Source organism: Pseudochrobactrum saccharolyticum (assembly GCF_008801715.1).
Taxonomy (GTDB): Bacteria; Pseudomonadota; Alphaproteobacteria; order Rhizobiales; family Rhizobiaceae; genus Pseudochrobactrum; species Pseudochrobactrum saccharolyticum.
Genome location: NZ_VZPG01000001.1, coordinates 426,397 through 447,817 on the forward strand (window position 1 = coordinate 426,397; position 21,421 = coordinate 447,817).

A 21,421-nucleotide genomic window follows, 5' to 3' on the forward strand; every position below is an offset into this window, starting at 1 on the left:
TAATTTCGACTTAAAAAACAATGGATTGTGATGAGCGTGTTACAATTGAAAACCCCGCCCTCCCTTGTCTGCCAAGCCGGAAAACAAGGCTCAAACCATGACCGGCATCGCCGGAGCGGCAGAAAAAAGCGCTTTCGGGTTGCGTGACCGGTTACACGCTGTTACATTTGGTGAGTAAACAGAAATGAGCAAAGCATCGATAAGGGGCCGATGCGTAGAGGTGTGAGATGACTGAGATCACCAAAAGCGCAATACTTTATACCATGATGATCATCACGCTGAATACGGCCATTGCCATTAGTGTGATCGGGCTGGATTTTCTGCCATAATCACCATGACGGATGAGCATAGCGGCGCTGTATTGATAAGCGAATGAATGCTCTTAACCTGTTTATGCGGGAGAACTCCCGCGCTGCAGATTTTATAAGAGGTCTGCCGGAAGTGTTCCGGCAGACCTTTTTTATTATCTGTAGAGTTACAGATCACGACTCATATGGATGACTTCAAAAGGCAGGCCTTCGCCATCCTGCGGATCACGCGCGGTTTCAGTAAAACCGTTACGCAGATAGAAACTATGTGCTTGCGTGTTCAGTGCGTAAACTTCCAGCGACAGCGTTTTCTTCAATTCCAATGCATGGTCGAGCAATTGACGGCCAAGACCCTTGCCATGAATTTTGGTATCGATGAAAAGGCCGCCGATAAACTGATCCATCAGACCGATAAATCCGGCCGGTTGTCCGTTTTCGAGGATCACCCAGTTTTCAGCTTGTTTCAGATAGATATCCCGCACCTGTTCAGACTGTAATTGCAGGCGCTCCTGCCCCAGAAAACTATGGGCAAATTGCGAGGCCTCCAGCCAGATAGCGACCAGAGTTTCCGTATCCTCATTGCGGATCGGGCGGATTTCATTTCGTATTTGTATCATGATAATTTTAGTCCATTGAAAGATATTATACGCGCCCTGCTATGGGCTGCAAAAGGCGCAACTCAACCCTCAGCCATTTATGAAAAGGCTGTCGGGGAAACACTTGCTATGAGTTGCTGCGCATAAATCTCCTGATTGGACTGCGCCTCCATATCACCGGCACAAAAGCGAAGCAAGATTGTAAAGTAAAACAGTAACACATTGTCCACTCGACTTCCCCGTCAGCTGTCTGTATGAGACATGCGTCGCGTAATAATGCGCGATGTTGTTCTCGGGGCGGGGTGCGATTCCCCACCGGCGGTATGAAGAGGAAACTCTTTGAGCCCGCGAGCGTCTGAATAAAGCGATTTGTTCAGAGTCAGCAGATCCGGTGCGATGCCGGAGCCGACGGTATAGTCCGGATGAAAGAGAGCAAAGACACGGTTAAACAGCACCCGCTTTCTGCGTGTGATCTGTCGATTTGTGAATTTGCGCCCTGATTCTAGTATCAAGAGATGAAACTATGAACCAGAGCTTGACCAACCCATCTTCCCTCAAAGTTGCATTCATTCAGGCGCGCTGGCACGCCGATATCGTGGATGAAGCACGCAAATCCTATATTGAAGAACTGGCTAAACTGACTGACAACGGCATTGAAACCGAAGTCTTTGACGTGCCGGGTGTATTCGAAGCACCGCTTCTTGCCCGCACGCTGGCCGGCACCGGCAAATATGCTGCTGTTGTGGCAGCGGGTTTTGTGGTTGACGGCGGCATTTACCGCCATGATTTCGTATCCGATGCCGTCATCAAAGGCCTTATGCAGGCACAGATGGATACTGATGTGCCTGTCTTAAGCGTTGTGCTGACCCCGCATCATTATCATGACAGCAAAGAGCATCATGATTTCTTCCATGCGCATTTCAAAGTCAAAGGTCGTGAAGCCGCCCATGCAACCGTGCAGATTTTGAATACTTACAGCAAAATCGAAGCCTGATGATTATAGAGGCGGCTTGCTTATGCAGGCCGTCTCTCTTGATTATTACGCATTGTCCTTCGTATCGAAGCGGGGAAAGAAATCAGTCCAGTGAACTGGTTTCCCCGCGAAGACGGTTCCCACTTTTGCTGGAAATGCTCTACTCCTTAATACGATGCGGATGCGTATAAACATCAAATTCCGCACCGCGCACCAGTGCCACCAGCGTAATATTCAGCGCCTCTGCGGTACGGATTGCCAGAGCCGTCGGCGCGGAAATTGCCATAATCACCGGTGAGCGGATCGCCGCTGTTTTCTGCACCATTTCCAGAGAAACGCGACTGGTGACAACCACAGCACCACGCGCCGGATCAGCATTTTCAGCCTTGCCCTCACCGCGCAACAAGAAGCCTGCCAGCTTGTCCAGCGCATTATGCCGCCCGACATCCTCGCGCACGGCCAGTATCTCGCCACCACTTTGATGTGTCTGATAGAAACCTGCCGCATGAACGGCTCCGGTCGCCCGATGCAAAATTTGCAAATCCCACATTTGCTCTGCGGCCTGCACAATCTGCTCAGAACGCAGCTTGAAATCACTGTCAGCAACCGGCGGGAACTCCCGCACGGCCTCAGTAATCGATTCAATACCGCATAGGCCACAGCCAACCGGCCCCGCCATATGACGGCGGCGGGCAGTCAGTGCATCGCGTTTCAGATCAGATAATTGCATCTGCACATCAATACCGGCGGGAAAGTTCTGAATATCCATCGCCTCAATTTCAGAAGCCTGTGCAATAATGCCTTCGCAGAGGCTGAAACCAACAGCAAAATCCTCAATATCCTGCGGGCTGGCCATCATCACCGCATGGGTGGTACCACCATAGGAAAAGGCCACCGGAAGCTCTTCCGCAACCTGCCGCTGCGAAGCTTTCAGCACGCCCTGACGGTGGATAATATTACTGACCTCAGATGTAGCAGGCGGAATATCCGCCCCCTCACTCTCAAGTCCGCAGGTTTTATCCATAGTTTTCCCTTTCAACCCTCTGACGCCATAACTATATGCTTTTATTGGAAGCATATACCAGCGCTTAAACGGATGATAATTTCAGCCATAACGCGGCAGTTTCAACAGGCAATAAGCGCTTTCGGGGTGGTAAGCACATCACGATGGTATATTCTGAAACAAATCCACCAGAGCGTGTTGTATTTGATCACAGCCACGGCACTCGCTCTGGGTTCTTTTAATTGTCGCATGTTCGCGGGAGCTCAAATGAATCCATTTGAGCCGACATGCTTTAATGAGGTTCCGACTTATGGACATTCGTCAGATTGATGAAAATTTTGCTGTCACCGGCCAGCTGGCACCGGAAGATATTGCCGGTGTTGTGGCACAGGGCTTCAAAACCCTGATTTGCAACCGTCCGGATCATGAATCCGACGGCCAGCCGCTCTATGATGCGGTTGCGCAGGCAGCAAAAGCAGCCGGTCTGCAAACCTATTTCATCCCTGTGGCCGGTGGCCAGATCACGCAGGAAAATCTGGACGAGATGACCGTAGCTCTGGAAAATGCACCGCAGCCTGTGCTCGCTTACTGCCGCTCCGGCACCCGCTGCACCAATCTTTACGGCATTGTTCAGCAGCAGAAACAGCGCTGATTAAGCTCAATGATGATGTGCGGATACGTTCCGCACATCATCTGAATTCTACAAAACGCAGCGGATCATTCTATGTCTATCAGGCTCCTGAGCGAAACCATTATCAACCAGATTGCTGCCGGTGAGGTGATTGAACGCCCTGCCAGCGTGGTGAAAGAGCTGGTCGAAAATGCGATTGACGCAGGTGCTACACGTATTGAGATTGTCACCGCAGGCGGCGGCAAAAACCTGATCCGCGTGACTGATAATGGCGGCGGTATTCCGGCGGATGAACTGACACTCGCTGTCTCACGCCACTGCACCTCCAAGCTGACCGATGATGTGCATGATATCCGCGCTCTTGGTTTTCGTGGTGAAGCGCTACCATCCATTGGTTCCGTTGCGCGACTGAGTATCAAATCACGCACAACTGATGCCGATTCTGGCTATGAGGTTGTGGTGCGTGGCGGACATCTGGAAGGCCCGCGCCCGACAGCGATTAATCGCGGCACGATCGTTGAAGTCAGCGATCTGTTTTATGCGACTCCTGCCCGCCTGAAATTCATGAAAACCGACCGCGCCGAATCCACCGCCATTACGGAAGTGGTGAAGCGCATTGCGATTTCCTTCCCGCAAATCCGCTTTTCCATTGCCGGTACAGATCGCAGCCCGCTGGAATTGCCTGCCACATGCAGCGCCGGTGAAACTGTCACTGAAACCGCCATGCTGGAGCGCATTTCACAGGTGCTTGGCGCAGATTTCTCTGAAAATGCACTGGCACTCGACAGCGAGCGTGAAGGCGTGCGCCTCACCGGCTTTACGGCTATTCCGTCTTTCAATCGCGCCAATTCTTTGCACCAATTTGCCTATATTAACGGCCGTCCGGTACGCGATAAGCAAGTGTTCGGCGCATTACGCGGCGCTTATTCCGATGTGATTGCCCGTGACCGCCATCCGGTCGGCGTATTGTTTCTCCAGCTTGATCCGTCTCATGTCGATGTCAACGTGCATCCGGCCAAGGCTGATGTGCGTTTCCGCGATCCCGGACTGGTGCGCGGTCTGATCGTCGGCACCATTCGTCACGCTTTGGCGCAATCAGGCATCCGCCCTGCAACCAGCGGCACAGAGGCCATGCTGAAAGCCTTTCAGGCGCAGGGATTCGAAACCAAGGGCTTTGAAGCGCCGGAGCATTCATCAAGCTCATTTACCTCAGCCCCTGCTCGCAGCTGGCAGTCTGCTTCGAATTACCGGCCAGAGCCGCCGCGACAGGAATGGTCACCGCAGACTGCACATCCGGCACAGCGTCCGCTGCATCTCGACAGCCAACCGGCACCACGCTTTGAGCAGGCCGGTTTCGGTGAGGCTTTGCAGGCTACGATTTCGCAATTCGCGGCGCCCAGTGCTGACAGCCGTGCCGCAGAAATTGAAGCACCGGCAGAATTGCTGCGTGCTCCGCTTGGTGCCGCACGGGCGCAAATCCATGCCAATTATATTGTTGCCCAGACCGAAGACAGTCTGGTGATTGTTGACCAGCATGCCGCCCATGAAAGACTGGTTTATGAAGCGCTGAAAACCGCGTTGGAATCCAAACCAATGGCTGCGCAGATGCTGCTGATCCCTGAGATTGTTGACCTGCCGGAAGAAGATGCGGAGCGTGTTGTCGCCCATGCGCCGACGCTTGAGCGCTTTGGTCTGAGTGTGGAACAGTTCGGCCCCGGTGCTGTGGCTGTGCGTGAAACTCCGGCCATGCTCGGCGAAATGGATGTGCAGCAGCTGATCCGCGATCTGGCGGATGAAATTGCCGAACATGACACCGCCAACGGTTTGAAAGATATGCTCAATCATGTGGCCGCGACGATGGCCTGTCATGGCTCTGTGCGCTCCGGCCGCCGCATGAAAGGCGAGGAAATGAACGCGTTGTTGCGCCAGATGGAAGCCACACCGGGTTCCGGCACCTGCAATCACGGACGGCCGACCTATATAGAATTAAAACTCAGCGATATTGAACGTCTGTTCGGACGCAGGTAAAGATTACCCAAACACACTGAAGACAAGAAAGAATAATGAATATGTTTTCCAGCAATCGCAACGGTGAAGCCAAATTGCGCTACCTCGATGGTGATTATCAGGTTCTCGAACCGGGTTCCTATGTGATCTGTGCGGTTACCGGCGAAAAAATTGAGCTGGATGATCTGCGCTACTGGAGCGTTGCCCGTCAGGAAGCCTATGTGAACGGCCTCGTCTCCTATCAGCGCGAACTGGAAGCTAATCCTGAACTTCGCCAGCGTAGCAAAAGCTAAAATGGCATACGAAATATCAGACCTGAAGACCCAGCCGCATTTTCTCGATGATGCAGCCGACCGCGTTTGGAATACATGGTGGCGGCAAGACGGTCATGAACTGGACTTCATCAAAGGTCTGTTTCAGGAGAATCTGACGGCAGAGACCACACCGGTTGCGCTCATCGCCCATGAAGGCAGTGCGTTTCTCGGCACTGTTTCGCTGATTGACAGTGATATGGAAGCCCGCCCGCAATATACGCCATGGGTCGCAGCCCTTTGGGTTGATGAACAACAGCGTTCGCATGGCATCGGCGGTGCCTTGCTGAAAGCCGCAGCGCAACAAGCCCGCGACCTGAATTTCTCGGAAGTCTATCTTTGCGCTGAAGCTGACAAGCATGATTATTATGCTGCGCGCGGCTGGCTTTTGATTGAAGAAAATATTGATGGCCTCAATATTTACCGTCAAAGCCTCTGATTAGAGCGGTTTACGTCCAGATTGGATCAAAGCGCTCGCTCTAAATTCTTTAGTTGGTCGCATTATCACAACAGTCAAGTTGGTCCAACTTGACTGTGAAATGCTCTAGAGATCCAGACTGCGCTCAAGAAAATTTTGCCGTGTTGTTTTGATAATGCGTTGCAAAATTTTCTCACGGCCAAAATCAAGCCGCACATCAAAAACAGCAATATCACGAAGCCAGTTGCCCTCAACGGCAGATTGCAATCCATGCAGGCGCACATAATCTTTCGCCGTGGTTGCCAATATCAGATTGGCTTCCCGCGCCTCCGCAATAAGCTGGCGGATATCTTCCGGCTTATAATTATAGTGGTCGCCAAATGAGCGGCTGATGACCACTTCCCCGCCCAGCTCCGTCACACTGTCATAGAATTTTTGCGGATTGCCGATACCGGCAAAAGCGAGAAACTTTTTGCCCTCAACCGGTTGTTCCGCCACCGAGACCAAACGCGCATCAAAAAACGGCTTATTACTGCGCGCTGCCATGCGGATCACATTTTCTGATGCATCCTCACCTTTCAGATGGTTCGGCGTTATGCGCAGCAGTGCCGATGCCTGCTGCATCTGCGCCATCAAAGGTGCCCGCAAGGGTCCTGCCGGAATGATTTTTCCGTTGCCGATCCCGCGTGAAGCATCCACCACCAGCAGCGCGTAATCATAAAACAGACGCGCACTCTGAAAACCATCATCCATAATGATGAAGTTGCAGCCATGCTTTTCCAGCAATTGCGCGGCATGCAAACGATTGGCCGAAACCGCGACCATGGCATGTCTTGCCAGCAGCAGCGGCTCATCGCCGGTCAGCTTGGCTGTATCCTGCGCCACATCCACCAGATGCACGCCTTTAAAAGAACCGCCATAACCGCGCGAGACTATACCGGGCTTAAAGCCTTCAGCCTTTGCAGCCTCGGCAAAAGCGATACAGGTCGGTGTCTTACCCGCTCCGCCAACCGTGAAATTACCGATACACAAAACCGGCATGGCAATTTCCGGCGGCTCAGCATTCACCATACGCTTTTTAGCAACCGAGCCATAAATTGCAGCCACCGGCGACAGCAATGCAGACTGCCAGCCAGCCTTACGCCACCAGAAACCTGAAATATCTGCCTGTGTCTTATTTGCAGCCATCACGGCTGCTCCGCTGCATCTGTCTCAGCCAGAGGTTCAACAACTGTCGTATCCAGACGGGATTTGACGGCCAGCGGCTGTATAAAAGGTTCAAGCGCCGTGAGTGTGCGCTCCAGCGCGCCGCGCATATCACCGACCGTGCGCTTTCCGGCCTCGGTCATGGTTTTCAGCTTTTCCGGATTATTGAACAGGAAATTCACCGCACCGGCCAGCATATTGTGATCGCTGACAAGTTTGGCACCGCCGTTTTTAATCAGGCGCTGATAGGATTCACGGAAATTCTGCACATTGCGGCCGGACAAAACTGCTGTGCCGAGCATCGCTGGTTCCAGCGGATTTTGCCCGCCCTCACCGGTCAGGGATTTGCCGACAAAAGCAATTTGTGACAGGCGCAGATACAAGCCCATTTCGCCGATTGTATCGCCAAGATAAACAGCTGTTTGCGGAGTGATCTCCTCATTACGGCTGCGCTGAGCAACAGTCAGCCCCTTGGCTTCGATCATAGTGCGGATTGCCTCGGCGCGATCCGGATGACGCGGCACAATCATGGTCAGCAAATCCGGATGGCGGGTGCTGAGCATTGTATGCACTGTCGCAGCAATATCTTCCTCACCCTCATGGGTGGAAATCGCAGCCCAGACTTTGCGCTTGCCAATTTGCTGTTGCAGACGTTCCAGTTCCTGCGGATCAACCGGCGGGGCATCCGTATCCACTTTGAGATTGCCGGAAATCGTGACCGGACGTGCGCCGAGTTGGCGGAAGCGTTCGCCATCCGCATCAGACTGCGCCACCACATGGGCAAAATTTTCAAACAAAGCCTCAGCAACTGAGCTGCGCTTTTTCCATTTCGCATAGGAACGGTCAGACATACGCCCGTTGATCAGGATTTGCGGAATATGGCGTTTACCCAGCTCCAGAATGGTCATCGGCCAGATTTCGGATTCACATTTAATCGCCACATCCGGTTGCCAGTGATCCAGAAAACGGCGCACGGCAGGCAGCAAATCCAGCGGTACATATTGGTGAATAACCCTGTCACCAAGACGCTCCCCCACCAGCGCAGCAGAAGTGCGCGTGCCGGTGGTCAGCAAAATGCGTATATCCTGTGCCAAAAAATGCTCGATCAGCGGCAGAATGGCGGTAAACTCGCCCACACTCGCGGCATGCATCCAGACCAGCGGCCCGTCAGGGCGGGCAATCTGGCTGCGACCGTAACGCTCGGCACGGCGGGTACGGTCTTCTTTGCCTTTGGAAACACGATAACTGATATAGGGTCCGATCAGCGGATAGGCCGCACAACCGGCAGCCTTATAGATTTTAAGAACAGTGCGGGCCCATTTTTCACTCATTCTTGTCTCCATACCGGTCTTGTTTTATGCCGTACAGCAGTTCTGTTCTGTAAAACGAACATAAAATACCGGAAACACAAAGGGCACAAAGACTATTTGCGCCCCTGCGCAAGCTATTGAAATCTTGCATAAAGATGCCCGGCGAACCAAGCCTATCTTAAGTTTATACACGAATAAACCGGTCACAAGGTGATTATATAAAAGAATGCCGGCCGCTATCACAATTTATTGTCAGCCAGAGCGGGTTGCGTTCAAATTTAATAACGACGCTCGCTCTGGATTCTTTAGTTGGTCGCATTGTCACGGCCGTCAATTTGATCCAGCCTGACAAAATTAAAACGATCAAGTTGGATCAACTTGACTGTGACATGCTCTGGCAGGAGGTGGCAGCATTCCCAGCTGTTTATAAGCGGCAAGCGTGGCAGCATCGAGTTTACGGGTCAGTTCGAGCCGTTTTTCCTCAAGTAAATTTTCATCCGCATCCGCAGGCACCCAGACCGGTTCGGTCGTGGTGGCAGCGGAACGCCCGAAAGGCAGCGGTATTGAGGTTTTATCCCAGCTTTTTTCCAGAATTTTGCTGCGTGAAAAAGCATAGGCAACCGGCAGGATCGGGCGGCCGGATAATTTGGCCAGCAGGATAATGCCCTGCCCTGCCTCACGCACCGGACTATGCGCCACATCGGCAATCATGCCGGTGCTGGTGCCCTGATCCAGCGCCCGTTTCAGGGTGATCAAAGCACGTGCGCCACCTTTTCCGCTATTATCACTGTCAGCACGCCCGCCGGAACCGCGAACTGTTTGCAGGCCGAGCTTTTCCGCCACACGGGCATTAAGCTCCGCATCAGCACTGCGTGAAAACATGGCAACAACCGGCACGGATTTATCACGCACAAACGGCCCCATCAAATGCTGGCCATGCCAGAAAGTGACGATATAGGGCGTTTGCTTTTTTTGGGATGCAATCGTTTCGTAAAATCCCGGCAGGCGTTTATTGGTTGCATAAACCAGCCGGAGATAGCCCGAAATCAAATTGACCAGCACCGTCTTCAGAACTTCTGAACGCGCCAAAGGCCCGCGAATACGCTGCCAGGCGCGTTTCAAAAACTTGGTCAGAAATCCGGTTCGGTGCGGTTTGTCACCTGCCACAGTCAGAACGCGCGTCAGGCTTTGTCAGCAGAGCGCACAGCTTCGGCAACTGCACTTGCAGGATCGAGCAGACGGTGCATATGCACGATGAAATAACGCATATGCGCGTTATCAACGGTCTGCTGAGCCTTGGATTTCCAAGCCATTTTAGCGGCTTCATAATTCGGATAGATGCCGACAATATCCAGCTTGTCCAGATCACGGAATTCCATGGAATTCAGCGTCTTCAATTCACCGCCGAATACCAGATGCAGCAGTTGTTTGTTTTCACCAGATGCGGTCATGTTTCTAATCCTGTCACTGAGATTATGTTTTGCCGGAAGGCAGAGCACTTTATAGCCTGCCTTTGTTGCCGCCCTCTTTAGAGCGGTTTACGTCCAAGTTCAACCGGAGTGCTCATTGCACACTCTTTAATTTATCGTATTTTCTAATGCACCTGCGACAAGCCGGCTCAGGAATAATTCTGATCCGACAATAACTGCCGCACAACGCTCAGCATTTCTTCTTCAAAACCTGCAACAGCCGCCACCAGCACATCATGGCTGAACGGTTTTTGCCCCGCAGCTGCACCACCTGCCGCGCCATAGCTAAGCGCCTGTCCTTCAAGGGTCAAAAGCCTGCCGCCGGCCTCGGAAAGCAGCAGATCTGCCGCGGCCAGATCCCAGTCATGGGCACCGCCGCGCACGAAAGTTCCGGCCAGTTCACCCCGTCCGACCATAGCTATGCGATAGGCCAGCGACGGCACGTAGGGCGAGAAAGCTGTCTTGCTGCGAAAGCCTTCCGGCAGATCATTAAAATGTGATCGCGACATCGCCACAGGATAGCTGCGGCCATCCGCAGGCAACTGCGCTGCAACCGGCGTGCCATTCTGGAAAGCACCCTGTCCGCTGACGGCGCTCAGCACCTCTTTACGCACCGGAACATCCAGCACACCGCAGCGCGGTTTACCCTGATCGGTCACTGCAATGCTCACGCACCAGCGGTCATCACCGGCAAGAAATGCGCGGGTACCGTCAATCGGATCAACCACAAATGCCCGTTCTCTGCCTGTACGCTGCTGATCTGTTGCCGTTTCCTCTGAAATCCAGCCATAATCCGGCCGCGCCTGCAGCAAAAACGCCTGAAGGAAACGATCAACTGCTAAATCCGCTTCGCTCACCGGAGACTGACCACCTTTCAGCCAGACCTCCGGATTATTGCCATAATAGCGCAAGGCAATTTTACCCGCTTCCGCTGCCGCTTCACGGATGAGTTGCAGGTCATCGCTGTCTGCTGTTTGATTGGTTGCTTCTTTAGTTTCCGGCAAGCGTCATTCCTTCAATTACCAGCGTTGGTGCGGCTGTTCCGTAAGACCGGTCGAGATCGCTGGCAGCGGTCATATTCATAAACATATCTTTGAGATTGGACGCGATGGTCACTTCACTCACCGGATAGGTCAGCTCTCCGTTTTCAATCCAGAAGCCGGAAGCGCCACGGCTATATTGGCCGGTAATCATATCCACCCCCTGTCCGAAAACCTCGGTGACATAGAAACCGGTGCCGAGTTCTTTCATCAGTTCTTCCGGTGTACGTGCACCGGCTTCAATTGCCAGATTGGTAGAGGACGGCACAACAGTTGAACCGGAACGCACGCCACGGCCATTGGTTTCCAGCCCCAGTTCACGCGCGGTCGAGCCGGAGAGGAACCAGTGCTTCAGCACACCGTCCTCAATCATGGTCAGTTTTTCACCGGCAATGCCCTCACCGTCAAACGGACGGGAGGATGAACCGCGCAGGCGCATCGGATCATCAGTGATGCTGATCCCTTTGCTCAGAACCTGCTGACCCATTTTATCTTTCAGAAAGCTGCTTTTGCGGGCAACGGATGCACCATTGATGGCGCCGGCAATATGACCGGCCATGCCGCGCGCCACACGCGGATCGAACATCACATTGACCGGGCCGGTTTTAACCTTACGCGCATTGAGACGGCGCACAGCCCGTTCACCGGCGGTGCGGCCAAGATCTTCCAGCGCCGGCAGATCGGCGAAATGCAAACGCACGCGCATATCATAATCGCGCTCCATCGCGGTGCCTTCACCGGCAATCGCGCTGACAGAGCGGCCAAAACGGCTCAGCGTGTAAAAACCTTCAAAGCCGCCGGATGTGACCAGCACCATACCACCCAGCCCCGCAGAGGCCGTAGCGCCGCCGGAATTGGTAACACCGGCAACTGCCCGTGCAGCCTCTTCCATTGCCAGCGCATCTTCAGTCATGCGTTTGCTGTCAATTTGTGTCGGGTCAAACAGATCAAGATCGGCAATTTGTTTAGCCAGCTTCGACGGATCAGCCAGCCCCTCATAGGCATCTTCCGGCGAGACTTTTGCCATCGCGACGGCACGTTCGGCCAGCGCGACAGGATCAGCCCCCTTATTGGCACTGGCCGAAATACTGGCAATGCGCTTACCGACAAAAACCCGCAGTGAGAAATCATCACTTTCCGAGGCTTCGGTCGCTTCAACCTTGCCTAAACGCACGCTGACATTGCTGGAACGGCTGCGCACAACCACCGCATCGGCATGATCCGCACCGGCTTTTTTAGCCGCGGCGACGAGAAAACGAGCCTGATCGGCGAGTTTTTGAGCAGAGCTTTGTGCGTCCATCATTCTTCCTGTCATTCGTCTGGCGCGGTGGTGCGTGATAATTCAGCGCCCGCATTTTGCAATCTGCGAACAGTCAATTATCAGGTTTTGCCGCCTGTATAGGTTCTATATACGGATAAGCCGTGTATTTTTTAAGTCTCATTTTATGTTTATGCATGACAACTCAGGCCTGAAGAAACATATGCAGGAACACAGACGTCGTCTTCAGAATAATATCCTCAGTGTTTCGCCCATGTTCATGACTTCATATTTGAAAACGATGAAACCATAAACGTGATATTTTTCTTTAAAAAACCGTTATCTGCACGCGTTGTTTCATATTATGTTCGGCATGATTTGCCTGCAGCATTGTATTTGATGATTTTCTGCCGGTAGCTTATTCCGCACCCGCCCCAACAAACGTAATATGTGATGTTTTAATTATGGAAAACAATATTTCCATCGGCAGTCTTTATCTGCAGACCCTGATGATCCTCGGCGGGGCAATCATTGCCGCACCATTGTTCAAGCGTATGGGGTTGGGAACCGTTCTGGGCTATCTGGCCGCCGGTGTGATTATCGGCCCGATTGCCCGTTTTATTACCGATGGTGAAGAACTGCTGCATTTCTCCGAACTGGGCGTGGTGTTTCTGCTGTTTATCATCGGTCTTGATCTCAAGCCATCCCGCCTCTGGTCTCTGCGCCATGCGATCTTCGGCCTCGGTCTGGCACAGGTCGCATTATGTGCTGTCACTCTTGCTTTTCTGGGCGTTTATGTTGCCGGTCTTCCAGTTCCGGCAGCGATTATTGTCGGTTGCGGTTTTGCACTATCCTCAACCGCCTTTGCCATGCAAATTCTGGAAGACAAAGGGGAAACCAGCCAGAAATACGGGCAAAAAGCCTTTGCTATTCTGCTGTTTCAGGATCTGGCGATCGTTCCTATTCTTGCGCTTATTCCTGCATTGTCGCCAAGCGAAAGCTCACAGAGCGCTGCGAATTTCCATGTGGCAGCGGCACTCGGGGCCATTATCATTCTGATTATTGCCGGCCGCTATTTGCTGAACCCGATGTTCCGTATCATCGGCAATACCGGTGCACGAGAAGTGATGATCGCCGCCGCTTTGTTCGTCGTTCTCGGTTCGGCGGCGCTGATGGAAGCTGCAGGGCTTTCCATGGCGATGGGCGCATTTATCGCCGGTGTGCTGCTGGCAGATTCCTCCTACCGTCATGAACTGGCAGCCGACGTGGAGCCATTCCGCGGTATTTTCCTCGGCCTGTTCTTCGTCGCGGTTGGTTTGTCGCTTAATCTGGTGGTCATTCTCGATAACTGGCTGATGATCCTACTGTCAGTTCCTGTGATTATTGTTACAAAAATCGCGATCATTTATCTGCTGTGCCGTATTTTCCGCACCAGCCATAATGATGCTGTCAAAGTCGCCTTTCTGCTGCCGCAGGGCGGTGAATTTGCCTTCGTACTGTTCTCCACGGCCAGTGCCGCAGCGGTCATCACCGATGCGCTGGCCTCCGAATTGATCGCTGCCATCACGATTTCCATGGCGCTGACACCACTCTGCGTAACGATCGGCAATCGCCTGCTGACGAATACGAAGCAGGAAGACGGTATGGAGGAAAATTTCGAGGGTGCCGGTTCCGATGTGCTGATGATCGGCTTCTCCCGTTACGGGCAGATTGCCTCGCAGATTTTGCTGGCCGGTGGTTCTGATGTGACGGTGATCGACAATTCCGCCAATAAAATCCGCGCAGCAGGCCGCTTCGGTTTCCGTATTTATTTCGGTGACGGGCAGCGTAAAGACGTGCTGGAAATGGCAGGTATCCGCAAAGCCAAACTGGTTGCTATCTGCACCGAGAAAAAAGAAATCACCGACCGGATAGTTGATCTCATTCAGACAGAATTTCCGGATGTGAAACTCTATGTGCGCTCCTTTGACCGTGAGCATACGCTGCAATTGCGGGCAAAAGGCGTGGATTACGAGCTGCGTGAAACTTTTGAATCCGGTCTGTTATTTGGCCGTAAAACACTGGAAGCGCTTGGCATGCCGGAAGAAGAGGCTCAGACCATTGCCGATGATGTGCGCCAGCGCGATGAAGACCGCCTGCATGTACAGGCTTCGGAAGGTATTCTCGCCGGTCGTCACCTGTTGTTCAATAAGCCGGTAACACCGGAACCTCTGGTCAAACCAACCCGCTCGGCAGTGCCGCTCGACAAGGCAACGGAAGAGACAATTGCACCCGCCAAACCCTATCCGGAAGCAGGTATCGTCCTCACTCCGGCAAGCGAATAAATCATCGCCGGTCAAATACAAAAACGGCGCGGTGGTCATCCACCGCGCCGTTTTTTATATTCCTACAAACCTGTATCTTAGTTCAGGCTCGTTAGTTCAGGCTTGGCCCAACCACGAGGATGGCAGGATCTGCTTTGAGCAGCTTTGCTGCAACAGCCTTCACATCATCTGTGGTCACAGCATTGATGAGATCAGCACGGCGGTCGATATAATCACGCCCCAGATCCTGTTCCTGCAAGCCAACCAATGTGCGGGCAACGGCCACGGATGAATCCAGATTATTGATTGCATAGGCACCGATTGCAAAGCTCTTAGCTGCGGCCAGTTCTTCCTCTGTCACGCCGGATTTCGCCATACGGGCAACTTCCGCGCGGATCACATCCAGACTCTGCTGTGCACGGTCGGGACGTGTACCGGTGGCAATATTGAGACTGTTGGAATAGTCCCGGCCACTGAGACCGGAGCTGACCGTATAAGCAAGGCCGCGCTTCTCACGCACTTCATTATAAAGACGTGAAGTAAAGCCAACACCCAGCACCTGATTCATCAGATAGGCTGCGAAGAAATCTTTATCGCTGCGCTTTACACCCGGATACACCAGGCTGACCGTAGTCTGCGGCAGATCATAGGTCACAGATGTTGTGGCACCCAAAGCGAGCTTAGCCATTTCCATCGGCTTCAGCTCTGCTTTATCCTGCAGATTGCCGAAAAGTTTATCCAGCAGAGGCGCCAGTTCCTCGGCGCTGATCGCACCGACCACACCGATTTTCAGCTGGTCTTTGCCGAACAGTTTTTTATGCGCATCCAACAGATCATCGCGGGTGATTGTTTCCAGCGACTGCACTGTGCCCTCTTCACGGCGAGCATAAGGATGCTTGCCATAGAGCACTTCGGCAAATTTCTGCGAAGCAATTGTGTTCGGATCATTTTTGGAAGCGTTAATCCCTGCAATCACCTGATCGCGGATACGATCAACCGCCGCCTGATCGAAACGCGGTTTCTGAATAGCCAGAGCCAGCATGTCAAAGGCTGCCGGACTGTTCTCTTTCAGCATCCGCATACCGCCGGAAATCGTATCATCGCTGGCGGTGAAGCTCATTTCCGCGCCGATATTATCCAGTCTTTCCTGATAGGCATCGGATGGCATATCACCCGCACCTTCATCGAACAGGCCTGTCATCAGATTGGCCAGACCTTCTTTGCCTTCAGGGTCTTGCGCACTGCCGCCCTTAAACGAAAAACGCACAGAGATCAGTGGCACACTGCCGTCCTCCACCAGCCAGGCTTTGATACCCTTCGGCGAGGTCACTTCCTGAATATCCAGCGCATAGGCAGGCAGTGTTGTCAGCAATGCGAAAAGACCAACAGCCGCAGCTTTGAAACCACGTAAAGCATTGCTACGGACAGGGCGTGCATTTTCGAACTCTGCCTCAGAGTGAAGAGAATATGTCATTATTTTTTCACCTCTGGCTTCGCATCTGTCTTCTTGTTCAGATCATTGCCTGCCGGCTTATCACCGGCAGCACCGGTTTGCGCCTTATCGGCTGCGGTTGGTTTTGCACTCTGTTCAGGCTTTGCGGCTTCTTCTGCCGTTTCCGGTGGCAGCAGATAACCGGTCACAGCAATTGACGGTTTTAGATAGCGCTCTGCCACATCGCGGATCTGCTCCGGCTTAACGGTGCGGATTTTATCCGACCAGCCCTGCACATCCTCAACAGTCTGGCCGACAGCCAGTGAGGAACCATAAATCCGCGCCATACCGGTCTGGCTGTCACGGGCAAAAATTTCCGACTTCAGAAAACGATTGCGTGCCTGATTAAGCTCTGTTTCCGTCACACCGTCTTTAATCAGACGCTCGACTTCGACATTGATTGTAGCCTGCACCTGCTCAAGCGTGGCATCGCCGCGCGGCGCGCCATAGAGCATGAATGTACCGTCATCCAGCGCGTCACCGGCATAATAAGCACCGGCACTGGCAGCAATGCCCTGCTCAACAATCAGCTTCTGATAGAGACGGCTGCGCATACCACCGCCGAGAATTTCTCCCAGCAGATCAAGTGCTTCAGCGTCGCCTTCACGTTCCTTAGCCTTGGCGTTTACGTAAGACGGCACCACCCATGTGGAATTGAAAGACGGCTGGTTCACACGGGCATCGCGCAGTGTCACGGTGCGGGCTGTGTGCTTCACAGGTTCCTGCGGGCGGATACGCGGTGCAACTTCAAAGCGCTTCGGCAATTTGCCATAAGTGCTGAGCGCCAGATCACGGACGCGCTCCGGCGTCACATCACCGGCCACAACGAGAATGGCATTATTCGGCGTATAATAACGCTCGTAAAAACCGATGGCATCCTCAAGGCTGAGCTTTTCCATTTCCTGCTGCCAGCCGATAATCGGGCGGCGGTAAGGATGATTAAAGAAAGAAGCGGCACTCACCTCTTCGCTCAGCATTGCGCCCGGATTACTGTCCACACGCATGCGGCGCTCTTCGAGAATAACATCGCGTTCCGGTACAATCACATCTTCGGTCAGAACCAGATTGGCCATACGGTCTGACTCGTATTTCATCACCATTTCCAGCGCATCCGGTGCAACCTGCTGGTAATAGCCGGTATAATCGGACGAGGTGAAAGCGTTTTCCTGACCGCCAATCGCTGCAACTTTTGCAGAGAATTCACCGGCAGGAACATTCTTCGTACCCTTGAACATCAGATGTTCAAGAAAATGGGCAATACCGGATACACCTTCCTGCTCATCAGCGGCACCCACGCGATACCAGACCATCTGCGTGACAACCGGTGCGCGGTGATCGGGAATCACCACAACATCCATGCCATTGGTCAGCTTAAAACTGCTGACGCCTTTCTGGGTCTTGATTTCAGGCAGCGCGGCCGGCTGATTATCATTGGCCGGATTGGTCTGGGTGGTCGCAGCGGGGGCAACCTGCGCCTCGGCGGGCTTGGCAGCCTGCGCAAAAGATGCGCCCACAGTCGCAGAACTGACAATCAGCGCCAGCATGGATGTGCTGACCAGTTGCCGGCAAAAGGATAGATATGGCACGAAAAGTGTCCCTTCCTGTTTTGCAAAACAACCTTAATTAAACGAGATTGCGGCAAATTCGCAACCAGCCATCAAGAATTATGTCATGATGACAATAATTTAATAAATATGCTCCCCAAAAGGCAGCACTGTGCTGAAATGCAAATTGCCCGCACAGAGCGGGCAATTTATTATCTAATGATAAAATTGTCAGGCCAGTTCATAAAGCCTTATCGTGGTGATCCCGTAATTGCGTTCATCGCGCAATATGAAGCGGTCATCCAGCGTGATAACGGCTTCTGACACTTCTTCCAGTATCAAAAGCGCATCAGGCTTCAGCCATCCGCCTTCAAGTGCAGAGATAAAAGCCTGTTCACCCAAACCTTTACCATAGGGCGGATCGGCAAAAACCAGATCAAATTCACCCATTGTACCGGTCGGCCCCAAGGCTGTTGCATTGCGGCGGAACACTTTTGTATTCCCCTGAAGGCCGAACGCCTCCACATTCTGGCGCAACAGGCCACGCCCTTCTACGGATTCCTCAACGAAAACCGTATAGCGGCAGCCGCGTGACAAGGCTTCAAGACCAAGCGCACCGGTACCGGCAAACAGATCCAGCACGCGTGTATTGTCCAGCTTCTCACGAAAACCATGCGTGATAATATTGAACAGACTTTCGCGCGTCCGGTCGCTGGTCGGCCGGATTGCAGAGCTTTCCGGCGTCACCAGTGCACGTCCGCGGAATTTACCGCCGACAATGCGCATTAACGTTTATCTCCGCGCGGGCCGGAACGCGGTCCTGCGCCGCGAGGACCTGCACCACGAGGGCCGGACGGACGATTACCGGATGGTTTGCCACCCTGCGGTCCTTTGCCGAAAGGCTTGCCGCCGCGACCGCCTTCAGGTTTGCCACGGAATGGTTTGTCGCCCGACGGACGATCACCAAACGGCTTCTTGTCGCCAAATGACTTCTTGTCAAAATTGCGCTCACCGGAGAAACGACGCTCTTCGCGTGCCGGACGATCGCCTTCATCAAAAGAACGACGGTTTTCCGAACGGAAGCCTTCGCGCTTGAAACCGTCACGATTGTCTTCATCGCGGCGGAAACCCTGACGCTTATAACCGTCTCTGTCTTCTGAACGACCCTGATAACCGCGACCGCCTTCTTCACGCTGCGGACGGTCATCACCGTCACGGCGCGAACGGCGGCGATCATCACCCGGAGTCGGCTTGGACGAGGAATTATAGGCCTTGGCACCCGGTGCCATCCATACATTCACACCGCGCGGACGCTGCGGCTGTGAACCAAACTTGTCATCATCCTTGTCACCACGGCCGCCTTTCGCAAAGCGCGGCTTGTCAAAGCCACCGGAACGCGGTGCAGATGTGCTGAGGCGTGACAGGCCATCTTCACGCCAGCTCTTGCCATCGCGATCACGCTGGAAAGGCTTGCGCTCACCATCACGCGGCGCACGGCCTTCTTCACGACGGTCACCATCTTCACGGTCACGACGGAACGGTTTACGCTCACCGTCCATACGCCCTTCGCCGCGCTTGGCACCGAAGCCGCCCTTGCCGCCACGGCCACCGCCTGCATTGCGGCTGCTGGAAATCCAATCGGATTTGTAACGGGAACGGCCCTCGCCTTCCTCGTCGCTGCCGCGCTCTTCATAAGCATCAAAACGCGGGCTGCGGGACGGCAATTCGCCCTTAACCGCTTCATTCGAGAATTCATTGAGGATCGGCGCATCAAAATCCGCACCGGAATCTTCAACCAGTTTCTCACCGAGCTGTTCACGCAGGGTACGGCCACGGATTTCACGCACCGCCCCCTCTTCCAGATCGCCCAACTGGAACGGGCCGAAAGAAACACGGATCAGGCGGGAAACGGCCAGACCAAGCGCACCAAGAATATTCTTAACTTCGCGGTTTTTGCCTTCGCGCAGACCAATGGACAGCCAGACATTGGCGCCCTGCTCGCGCTCCAGAGTTGCTTCAACCGCGCCGTAGAACACGCCGTCAACAGCGATACCGTTCTTCAGCTCATCAAGCTGTGCCTGTGTTACTGTACCGTGGGCGCGCACGCGATAGCGACGCAGCCAGCCGGTTGCAGGCAGTTCCAGAACGCGGGACAGGCCACCATCATTGGTCAGCAGCAACAGGCCTTCGGTGTTGATATCAAGACGACCAACCGACAAAACGCGCGGCAATTCAGCAGGCAGTGCATCAAACACTGTCGGGCGACCTTCCGGATCACGGTTGGTTGTCACCAAACCGGCAGGTTTGTGATAGAGCCACAGGCGGGTACGTTCAGCCTGCTGCAGAACTTTATTATCAACGGTAATACGATCTGTGCGCAGAACATTGACGGCAGGGCTGGTCAGTACTTTACCGTTTACAGCAACACGACCGGCAGCAATCATGCTTTCCGCTTCACGGCGCGAGGCAATACCCACACGCGCCAGACGTTTGGCGATACGTTCGCCTTCTTCAGCGGCGCTCATATCAAAGCCGCGGGGCTTATCGCCGCGAGGTTCAAAACCACGAGGTTTGTCGCCGCGCTCACCGAAGCCGCGCGGCTTGTCACCACGGGATTCACCTTCAAAACGACGCGGACGGTCAGAACCTCTGTCATCGCGCGTACGCTCACGCTTTACAAAAGGACGCTTGCCGCGTTCATTATCATGATCATCACGGGTCATTAGAATATCAGCCTTTCACCGGTATTTCTGCCCGGCGTCAAAAATCGAAAATCAGGATGCGGAAAGCCCTGCTGCAAAACCGCTGCGCGTTTTCGCCGGACATGCTTTATGCTAAATCATTCCGATCCGGCAAAATTTAGGATAAAGCTGGCACGATTGCAGCGCAGTTCTTATGCTACACACCTTATTAAAGCTACGCTCTAACAAATCATCACCGCGCTTGCGAGTAAAATATCTGAAAGGCTGCCGCACATTATGCAAAAAAACGCAACCGGCGGCAATTCCGGCAAGATGAACAATAAAAATTCACAATCCCCTGCGGCAAGTTTGGCTCCTGCAGAGAATTTGGTTTCCGTGACACATCTGGCAAGCGGTCATGCAAAGATATCTCCTATGCAGGCCGCGATGGAAGAAGCCCGCGCCGCAGAAGCACGGGGCGAAGTACCGATCGGTGCAGTCATCACGCATAAAAACCGGATTATTGCCCGTGCGGGTAACCGCACCCGCGAGATCAATGATCCAACCGCCCATGCCGAAATTCTGGCAATCCGCATTGCCTGTGAGGCTCTGGAAAATGAGCGTCTCGGGGATTGCGATCTCTATGTGACGCTGGAACCTTGCGCCATGTGCGCGGCGGCGATTTCTTTCGCCCGTATCCGCCGCCTTTATTATGCTTCAAGTGATCCGAAGGGCGGCGGTGTGGAATATGGCCCCCGCTTCTACAGCCAGCCGACCTGCCATCACGCACCGGAAGTTTATTCCGGCATAGGTGAAGCGGAGGCAACCGACATGCTGAAACGCTTCTTTCAGGAAAAACGCAAATAAAAAA

General features: G+C 53.5%; 19 protein-coding genes and 1 riboswitch. Of the genes, 7 read left to right on the forward strand and 12 right to left on the reverse strand.

The annotated features are described in order from the left end of the window. Positions 1-475: 475 nt before the first annotated feature. Complete coding sequence (locus F7P81_RS02070) at positions 476-925, reverse strand: GNAT family N-acetyltransferase (protein ID WP_151158368.1); 450 nt, start codon at positions 923-925, stop codon at positions 476-478. A gap of 263 nt (positions 926-1,188) precedes the next feature. Continuing rightward, positions 1,189-1,342: riboswitch (FMN riboswitch) on the forward strand. An 85-nt stretch (positions 1,343-1,427) separates the two neighbouring features. Between F7P81_RS02070 and F7P81_RS02075 the strand changes: the two genes are divergently transcribed. Beyond that, positions 1,428-1,898, forward strand: coding sequence for a 6,7-dimethyl-8-ribityllumazine synthase (locus F7P81_RS02075; RefSeq protein WP_022711224.1), 471 nt, complete (start codon positions 1,428-1,430; stop codon positions 1,896-1,898). A 139-nt stretch (positions 1,899-2,037) separates the two neighbouring features. Here F7P81_RS02075 and fdhD read toward each other — a convergent pair whose 3' ends face one another. Next, positions 2,038-2,901 carry a formate dehydrogenase accessory sulfurtransferase FdhD gene (gene fdhD / locus F7P81_RS02080; protein ID WP_151158370.1) on the reverse strand — a complete coding sequence of 288 codons (864 nt, stop codon included), beginning with the start codon at positions 2,899-2,901 and terminating at the stop codon, positions 2,038-2,040. A 289-nt stretch (positions 2,902-3,190) separates the two neighbouring features. Here fdhD and F7P81_RS02085 point away from each other — a divergent pair, with 289 nt between their 5' ends. The 4 genes from F7P81_RS02085 to F7P81_RS02100 all read left to right on the forward strand — a co-directional run bounded on the left by F7P81_RS02085 (position 3,191) and on the right by F7P81_RS02100 (position 6,268). After that, positions 3,191-3,532: a protein tyrosine phosphatase family protein gene (locus F7P81_RS02085; RefSeq protein WP_151158372.1), complete on the forward strand. Its 342-nt coding sequence runs from the start codon at positions 3,191-3,193 to the stop codon at positions 3,530-3,532. A 72-nt stretch (positions 3,533-3,604) separates the two neighbouring features. Beyond that, positions 3,605-5,539, forward strand: coding sequence for a DNA mismatch repair endonuclease MutL (mutL, locus tag F7P81_RS02090; RefSeq protein ID WP_151158375.1), 1,935 nt, complete (start codon positions 3,605-3,607; stop codon positions 5,537-5,539). A gap of 35 nt (positions 5,540-5,574) precedes the next feature. After that, entirely contained in the window at positions 5,575-5,811 is a 237-nt protein-coding gene (locus F7P81_RS02095) for a DUF2093 domain-containing protein (protein ID WP_022711228.1), read from the forward strand. A 1-nt stretch (position 5,812) separates the two neighbouring features. Further along, the gene (locus F7P81_RS02100; RefSeq protein WP_151158377.1) at positions 5,813-6,268 is read left to right on the forward strand and encodes a GNAT family N-acetyltransferase; all 456 of its coding nucleotides are present in this window, start codon (positions 5,813-5,815) and stop codon (positions 6,266-6,268) included. 105 nt (positions 6,269-6,373) lie between these two features. Here the strand turns inward: F7P81_RS02100 and lpxK are convergent, their stop codons facing one another. The 6 genes from lpxK to F7P81_RS02130 form a co-directional block, all read right to left on the reverse strand. Next, a complete protein-coding gene (lpxK, locus tag F7P81_RS02105; RefSeq protein WP_151158379.1) occupies positions 6,374-7,435 on the reverse strand; it encodes a tetraacyldisaccharide 4'-kinase in 1,062 nt (353 codons plus the stop codon). After that, positions 7,435-8,784, reverse strand: a complete 1,350-nt coding sequence (gene waaA / locus F7P81_RS02110; protein ID WP_151158381.1) for a lipid IV(A) 3-deoxy-D-manno-octulosonic acid transferase — start codon at positions 8,782-8,784, stop codon at positions 7,435-7,437. Before waaA ends, lpxK begins: the two co-directional genes overlap by 1 nt. A gap of 342 nt (positions 8,785-9,126) precedes the next feature. Then, positions 9,127-9,885 carry a lysophospholipid acyltransferase family protein gene (locus F7P81_RS02115; protein WP_370627042.1) on the reverse strand — a complete coding sequence of 253 codons (759 nt, stop codon included), beginning with the start codon at positions 9,883-9,885 and terminating at the stop codon, positions 9,127-9,129. 59 nt (positions 9,886-9,944) lie between these two features. Further along, entirely contained in the window at positions 9,945-10,214 is a 270-nt protein-coding gene (locus F7P81_RS02120; RefSeq protein ID WP_022711233.1) for a DUF4170 domain-containing protein, read from the reverse strand. 167 nt (positions 10,215-10,381) lie between these two features. Further along, positions 10,382-11,236, reverse strand: a complete 855-nt coding sequence (locus F7P81_RS02125) for a 3'(2'),5'-bisphosphate nucleotidase CysQ (RefSeq protein WP_151158383.1) — start codon at positions 11,234-11,236, stop codon at positions 10,382-10,384. Further along, positions 11,223-12,572 (reverse strand): TldD/PmbA family protein, encoded by a 1,350-nt coding sequence (locus F7P81_RS02130; protein ID WP_151158943.1) that lies wholly within the window; start codon positions 12,570-12,572, stop codon positions 11,223-11,225. The genes F7P81_RS02125 and F7P81_RS02130 overlap by 14 nt, the downstream gene beginning before the upstream one ends. 422 nt (positions 12,573-12,994) lie before the next feature. On the opposite strand from F7P81_RS02130, the gene F7P81_RS02135 reads away from it, so the two are divergent. Next, positions 12,995-14,854, forward strand: coding sequence for a monovalent cation:proton antiporter-2 (CPA2) family protein (locus F7P81_RS02135; RefSeq protein ID WP_075654420.1), 1,860 nt, complete (start codon positions 12,995-12,997; stop codon positions 14,852-14,854). A 91-nt stretch (positions 14,855-14,945) separates the two neighbouring features. Here the strand turns inward: F7P81_RS02135 and F7P81_RS02140 are convergent, their stop codons facing one another. From F7P81_RS02140 to F7P81_RS02155, 4 genes are all read right to left on the reverse strand, one after another. Continuing rightward, a complete protein-coding gene (locus F7P81_RS02140) occupies positions 14,946-16,307 on the reverse strand; it encodes a M16 family metallopeptidase (RefSeq protein ID WP_151158385.1) in 1,362 nt (453 codons plus the stop codon). Then, the gene (locus F7P81_RS02145; RefSeq protein WP_151158944.1) at positions 16,307-17,869 is read right to left on the reverse strand and encodes a M16 family metallopeptidase; all 1,563 of its coding nucleotides are present in this window, start codon (positions 17,867-17,869) and stop codon (positions 16,307-16,309) included. The genes F7P81_RS02140 and F7P81_RS02145 overlap by 1 nt, the downstream gene beginning before the upstream one ends. Before the next feature lie 231 nt (positions 17,870-18,100). Continuing rightward, positions 18,101-18,655: a 16S rRNA (guanine(966)-N(2))-methyltransferase RsmD gene (gene rsmD, locus F7P81_RS02150; RefSeq protein WP_022711239.1), complete on the reverse strand. Its 555-nt coding sequence runs from the start codon at positions 18,653-18,655 to the stop codon at positions 18,101-18,103. Next, entirely contained in the window at positions 18,655-20,592 is a 1,938-nt protein-coding gene (locus tag F7P81_RS02155; protein ID WP_151158387.1) for a pseudouridine synthase, read from the reverse strand. The genes rsmD and F7P81_RS02155 overlap by 1 nt, the downstream gene beginning before the upstream one ends. Before the next feature lie 393 nt (positions 20,593-20,985). Between F7P81_RS02155 and F7P81_RS02160 the strand changes: the two genes are divergently transcribed. Beyond that, on the forward strand, positions 20,986-21,417 hold the full coding sequence (locus tag F7P81_RS02160) for a nucleoside deaminase (RefSeq protein WP_075654789.1): 432 nt from the start codon (positions 20,986-20,988) through the stop codon (positions 21,415-21,417). The last annotated feature ends 4 nt before the right edge of the window (positions 21,418-21,421 follow it).

Bases quoted from the DNA above. Each gene is read 5' to 3' on its own strand.
- F7P81_RS02070 (WP_151158368.1), bottom strand. From the start codon at position 925: ATGATACAAATACGAAATGAAATCCGCCCGATCCGCAATGAGGATACG.
- F7P81_RS02075 (WP_022711224.1), top strand. From the start codon at position 1,428: ATGAACCAGAGCTTGACCAACCCATCTTCCCTCAAAGTTGCATTCATT.
- fdhD (WP_151158370.1), bottom strand. From the start codon at position 2,901: ATGGATAAAACCTGCGGACTTGAGAGTGAGGGGGCGGATATTCCGCCT.
- F7P81_RS02085 (WP_151158372.1), top strand. From the start codon at position 3,191: ATGGACATTCGTCAGATTGATGAAAATTTTGCTGTCACCGGCCAGCTG.
- mutL (WP_151158375.1), top strand. From the start codon at position 3,605: ATGTCTATCAGGCTCCTGAGCGAAACCATTATCAACCAGATTGCTGCC.
- F7P81_RS02095 (WP_022711228.1), top strand. From the start codon at position 5,575: ATGAATATGTTTTCCAGCAATCGCAACGGTGAAGCCAAATTGCGCTAC.
- F7P81_RS02100 (WP_151158377.1), top strand. From the start codon at position 5,813: ATGGCATACGAAATATCAGACCTGAAGACCCAGCCGCATTTTCTCGAT.
- lpxK (WP_151158379.1), bottom strand. From the start codon at position 7,435: ATGGCTGCAAATAAGACACAGGCAGATATTTCAGGTTTCTGGTGGCGT.
- waaA (WP_151158381.1), bottom strand. From the start codon at position 8,784: ATGAGTGAAAAATGGGCCCGCACTGTTCTTAAAATCTATAAGGCTGCC.
- F7P81_RS02120 (WP_022711233.1), bottom strand. From the start codon at position 10,214: ATGACCGCATCTGGTGAAAACAAACAACTGCTGCATCTGGTATTCGGC.
- F7P81_RS02130 (WP_151158943.1), bottom strand. From the start codon at position 12,572: ATGGACGCACAAAGCTCTGCTCAAAAACTCGCCGATCAGGCTCGTTTT.
- F7P81_RS02135 (WP_075654420.1), top strand. From the start codon at position 12,995: ATGGAAAACAATATTTCCATCGGCAGTCTTTATCTGCAGACCCTGATG.
- F7P81_RS02140 (WP_151158385.1), bottom strand. From the start codon at position 16,307: ATGACATATTCTCTTCACTCTGAGGCAGAGTTCGAAAATGCACGCCCT.
- F7P81_RS02145 (WP_151158944.1), bottom strand. From the start codon at position 17,869: ATGCTGGCGCTGATTGTCAGTTCTGCGACTGTGGGCGCATCTTTTGCG.
- rsmD (WP_022711239.1), bottom strand. From the start codon at position 18,655: ATGCGCATTGTCGGCGGTAAATTCCGCGGACGTGCACTGGTGACGCCG.
- F7P81_RS02155 (WP_151158387.1), bottom strand. From the start codon at position 20,592: ATGACCCGTGATGATCATGATAATGAACGCGGCAAGCGTCCTTTTGTA.
- F7P81_RS02160 (WP_075654789.1), top strand. From the start codon at position 20,986: ATGCAGGCCGCGATGGAAGAAGCCCGCGCCGCAGAAGCACGGGGCGAA.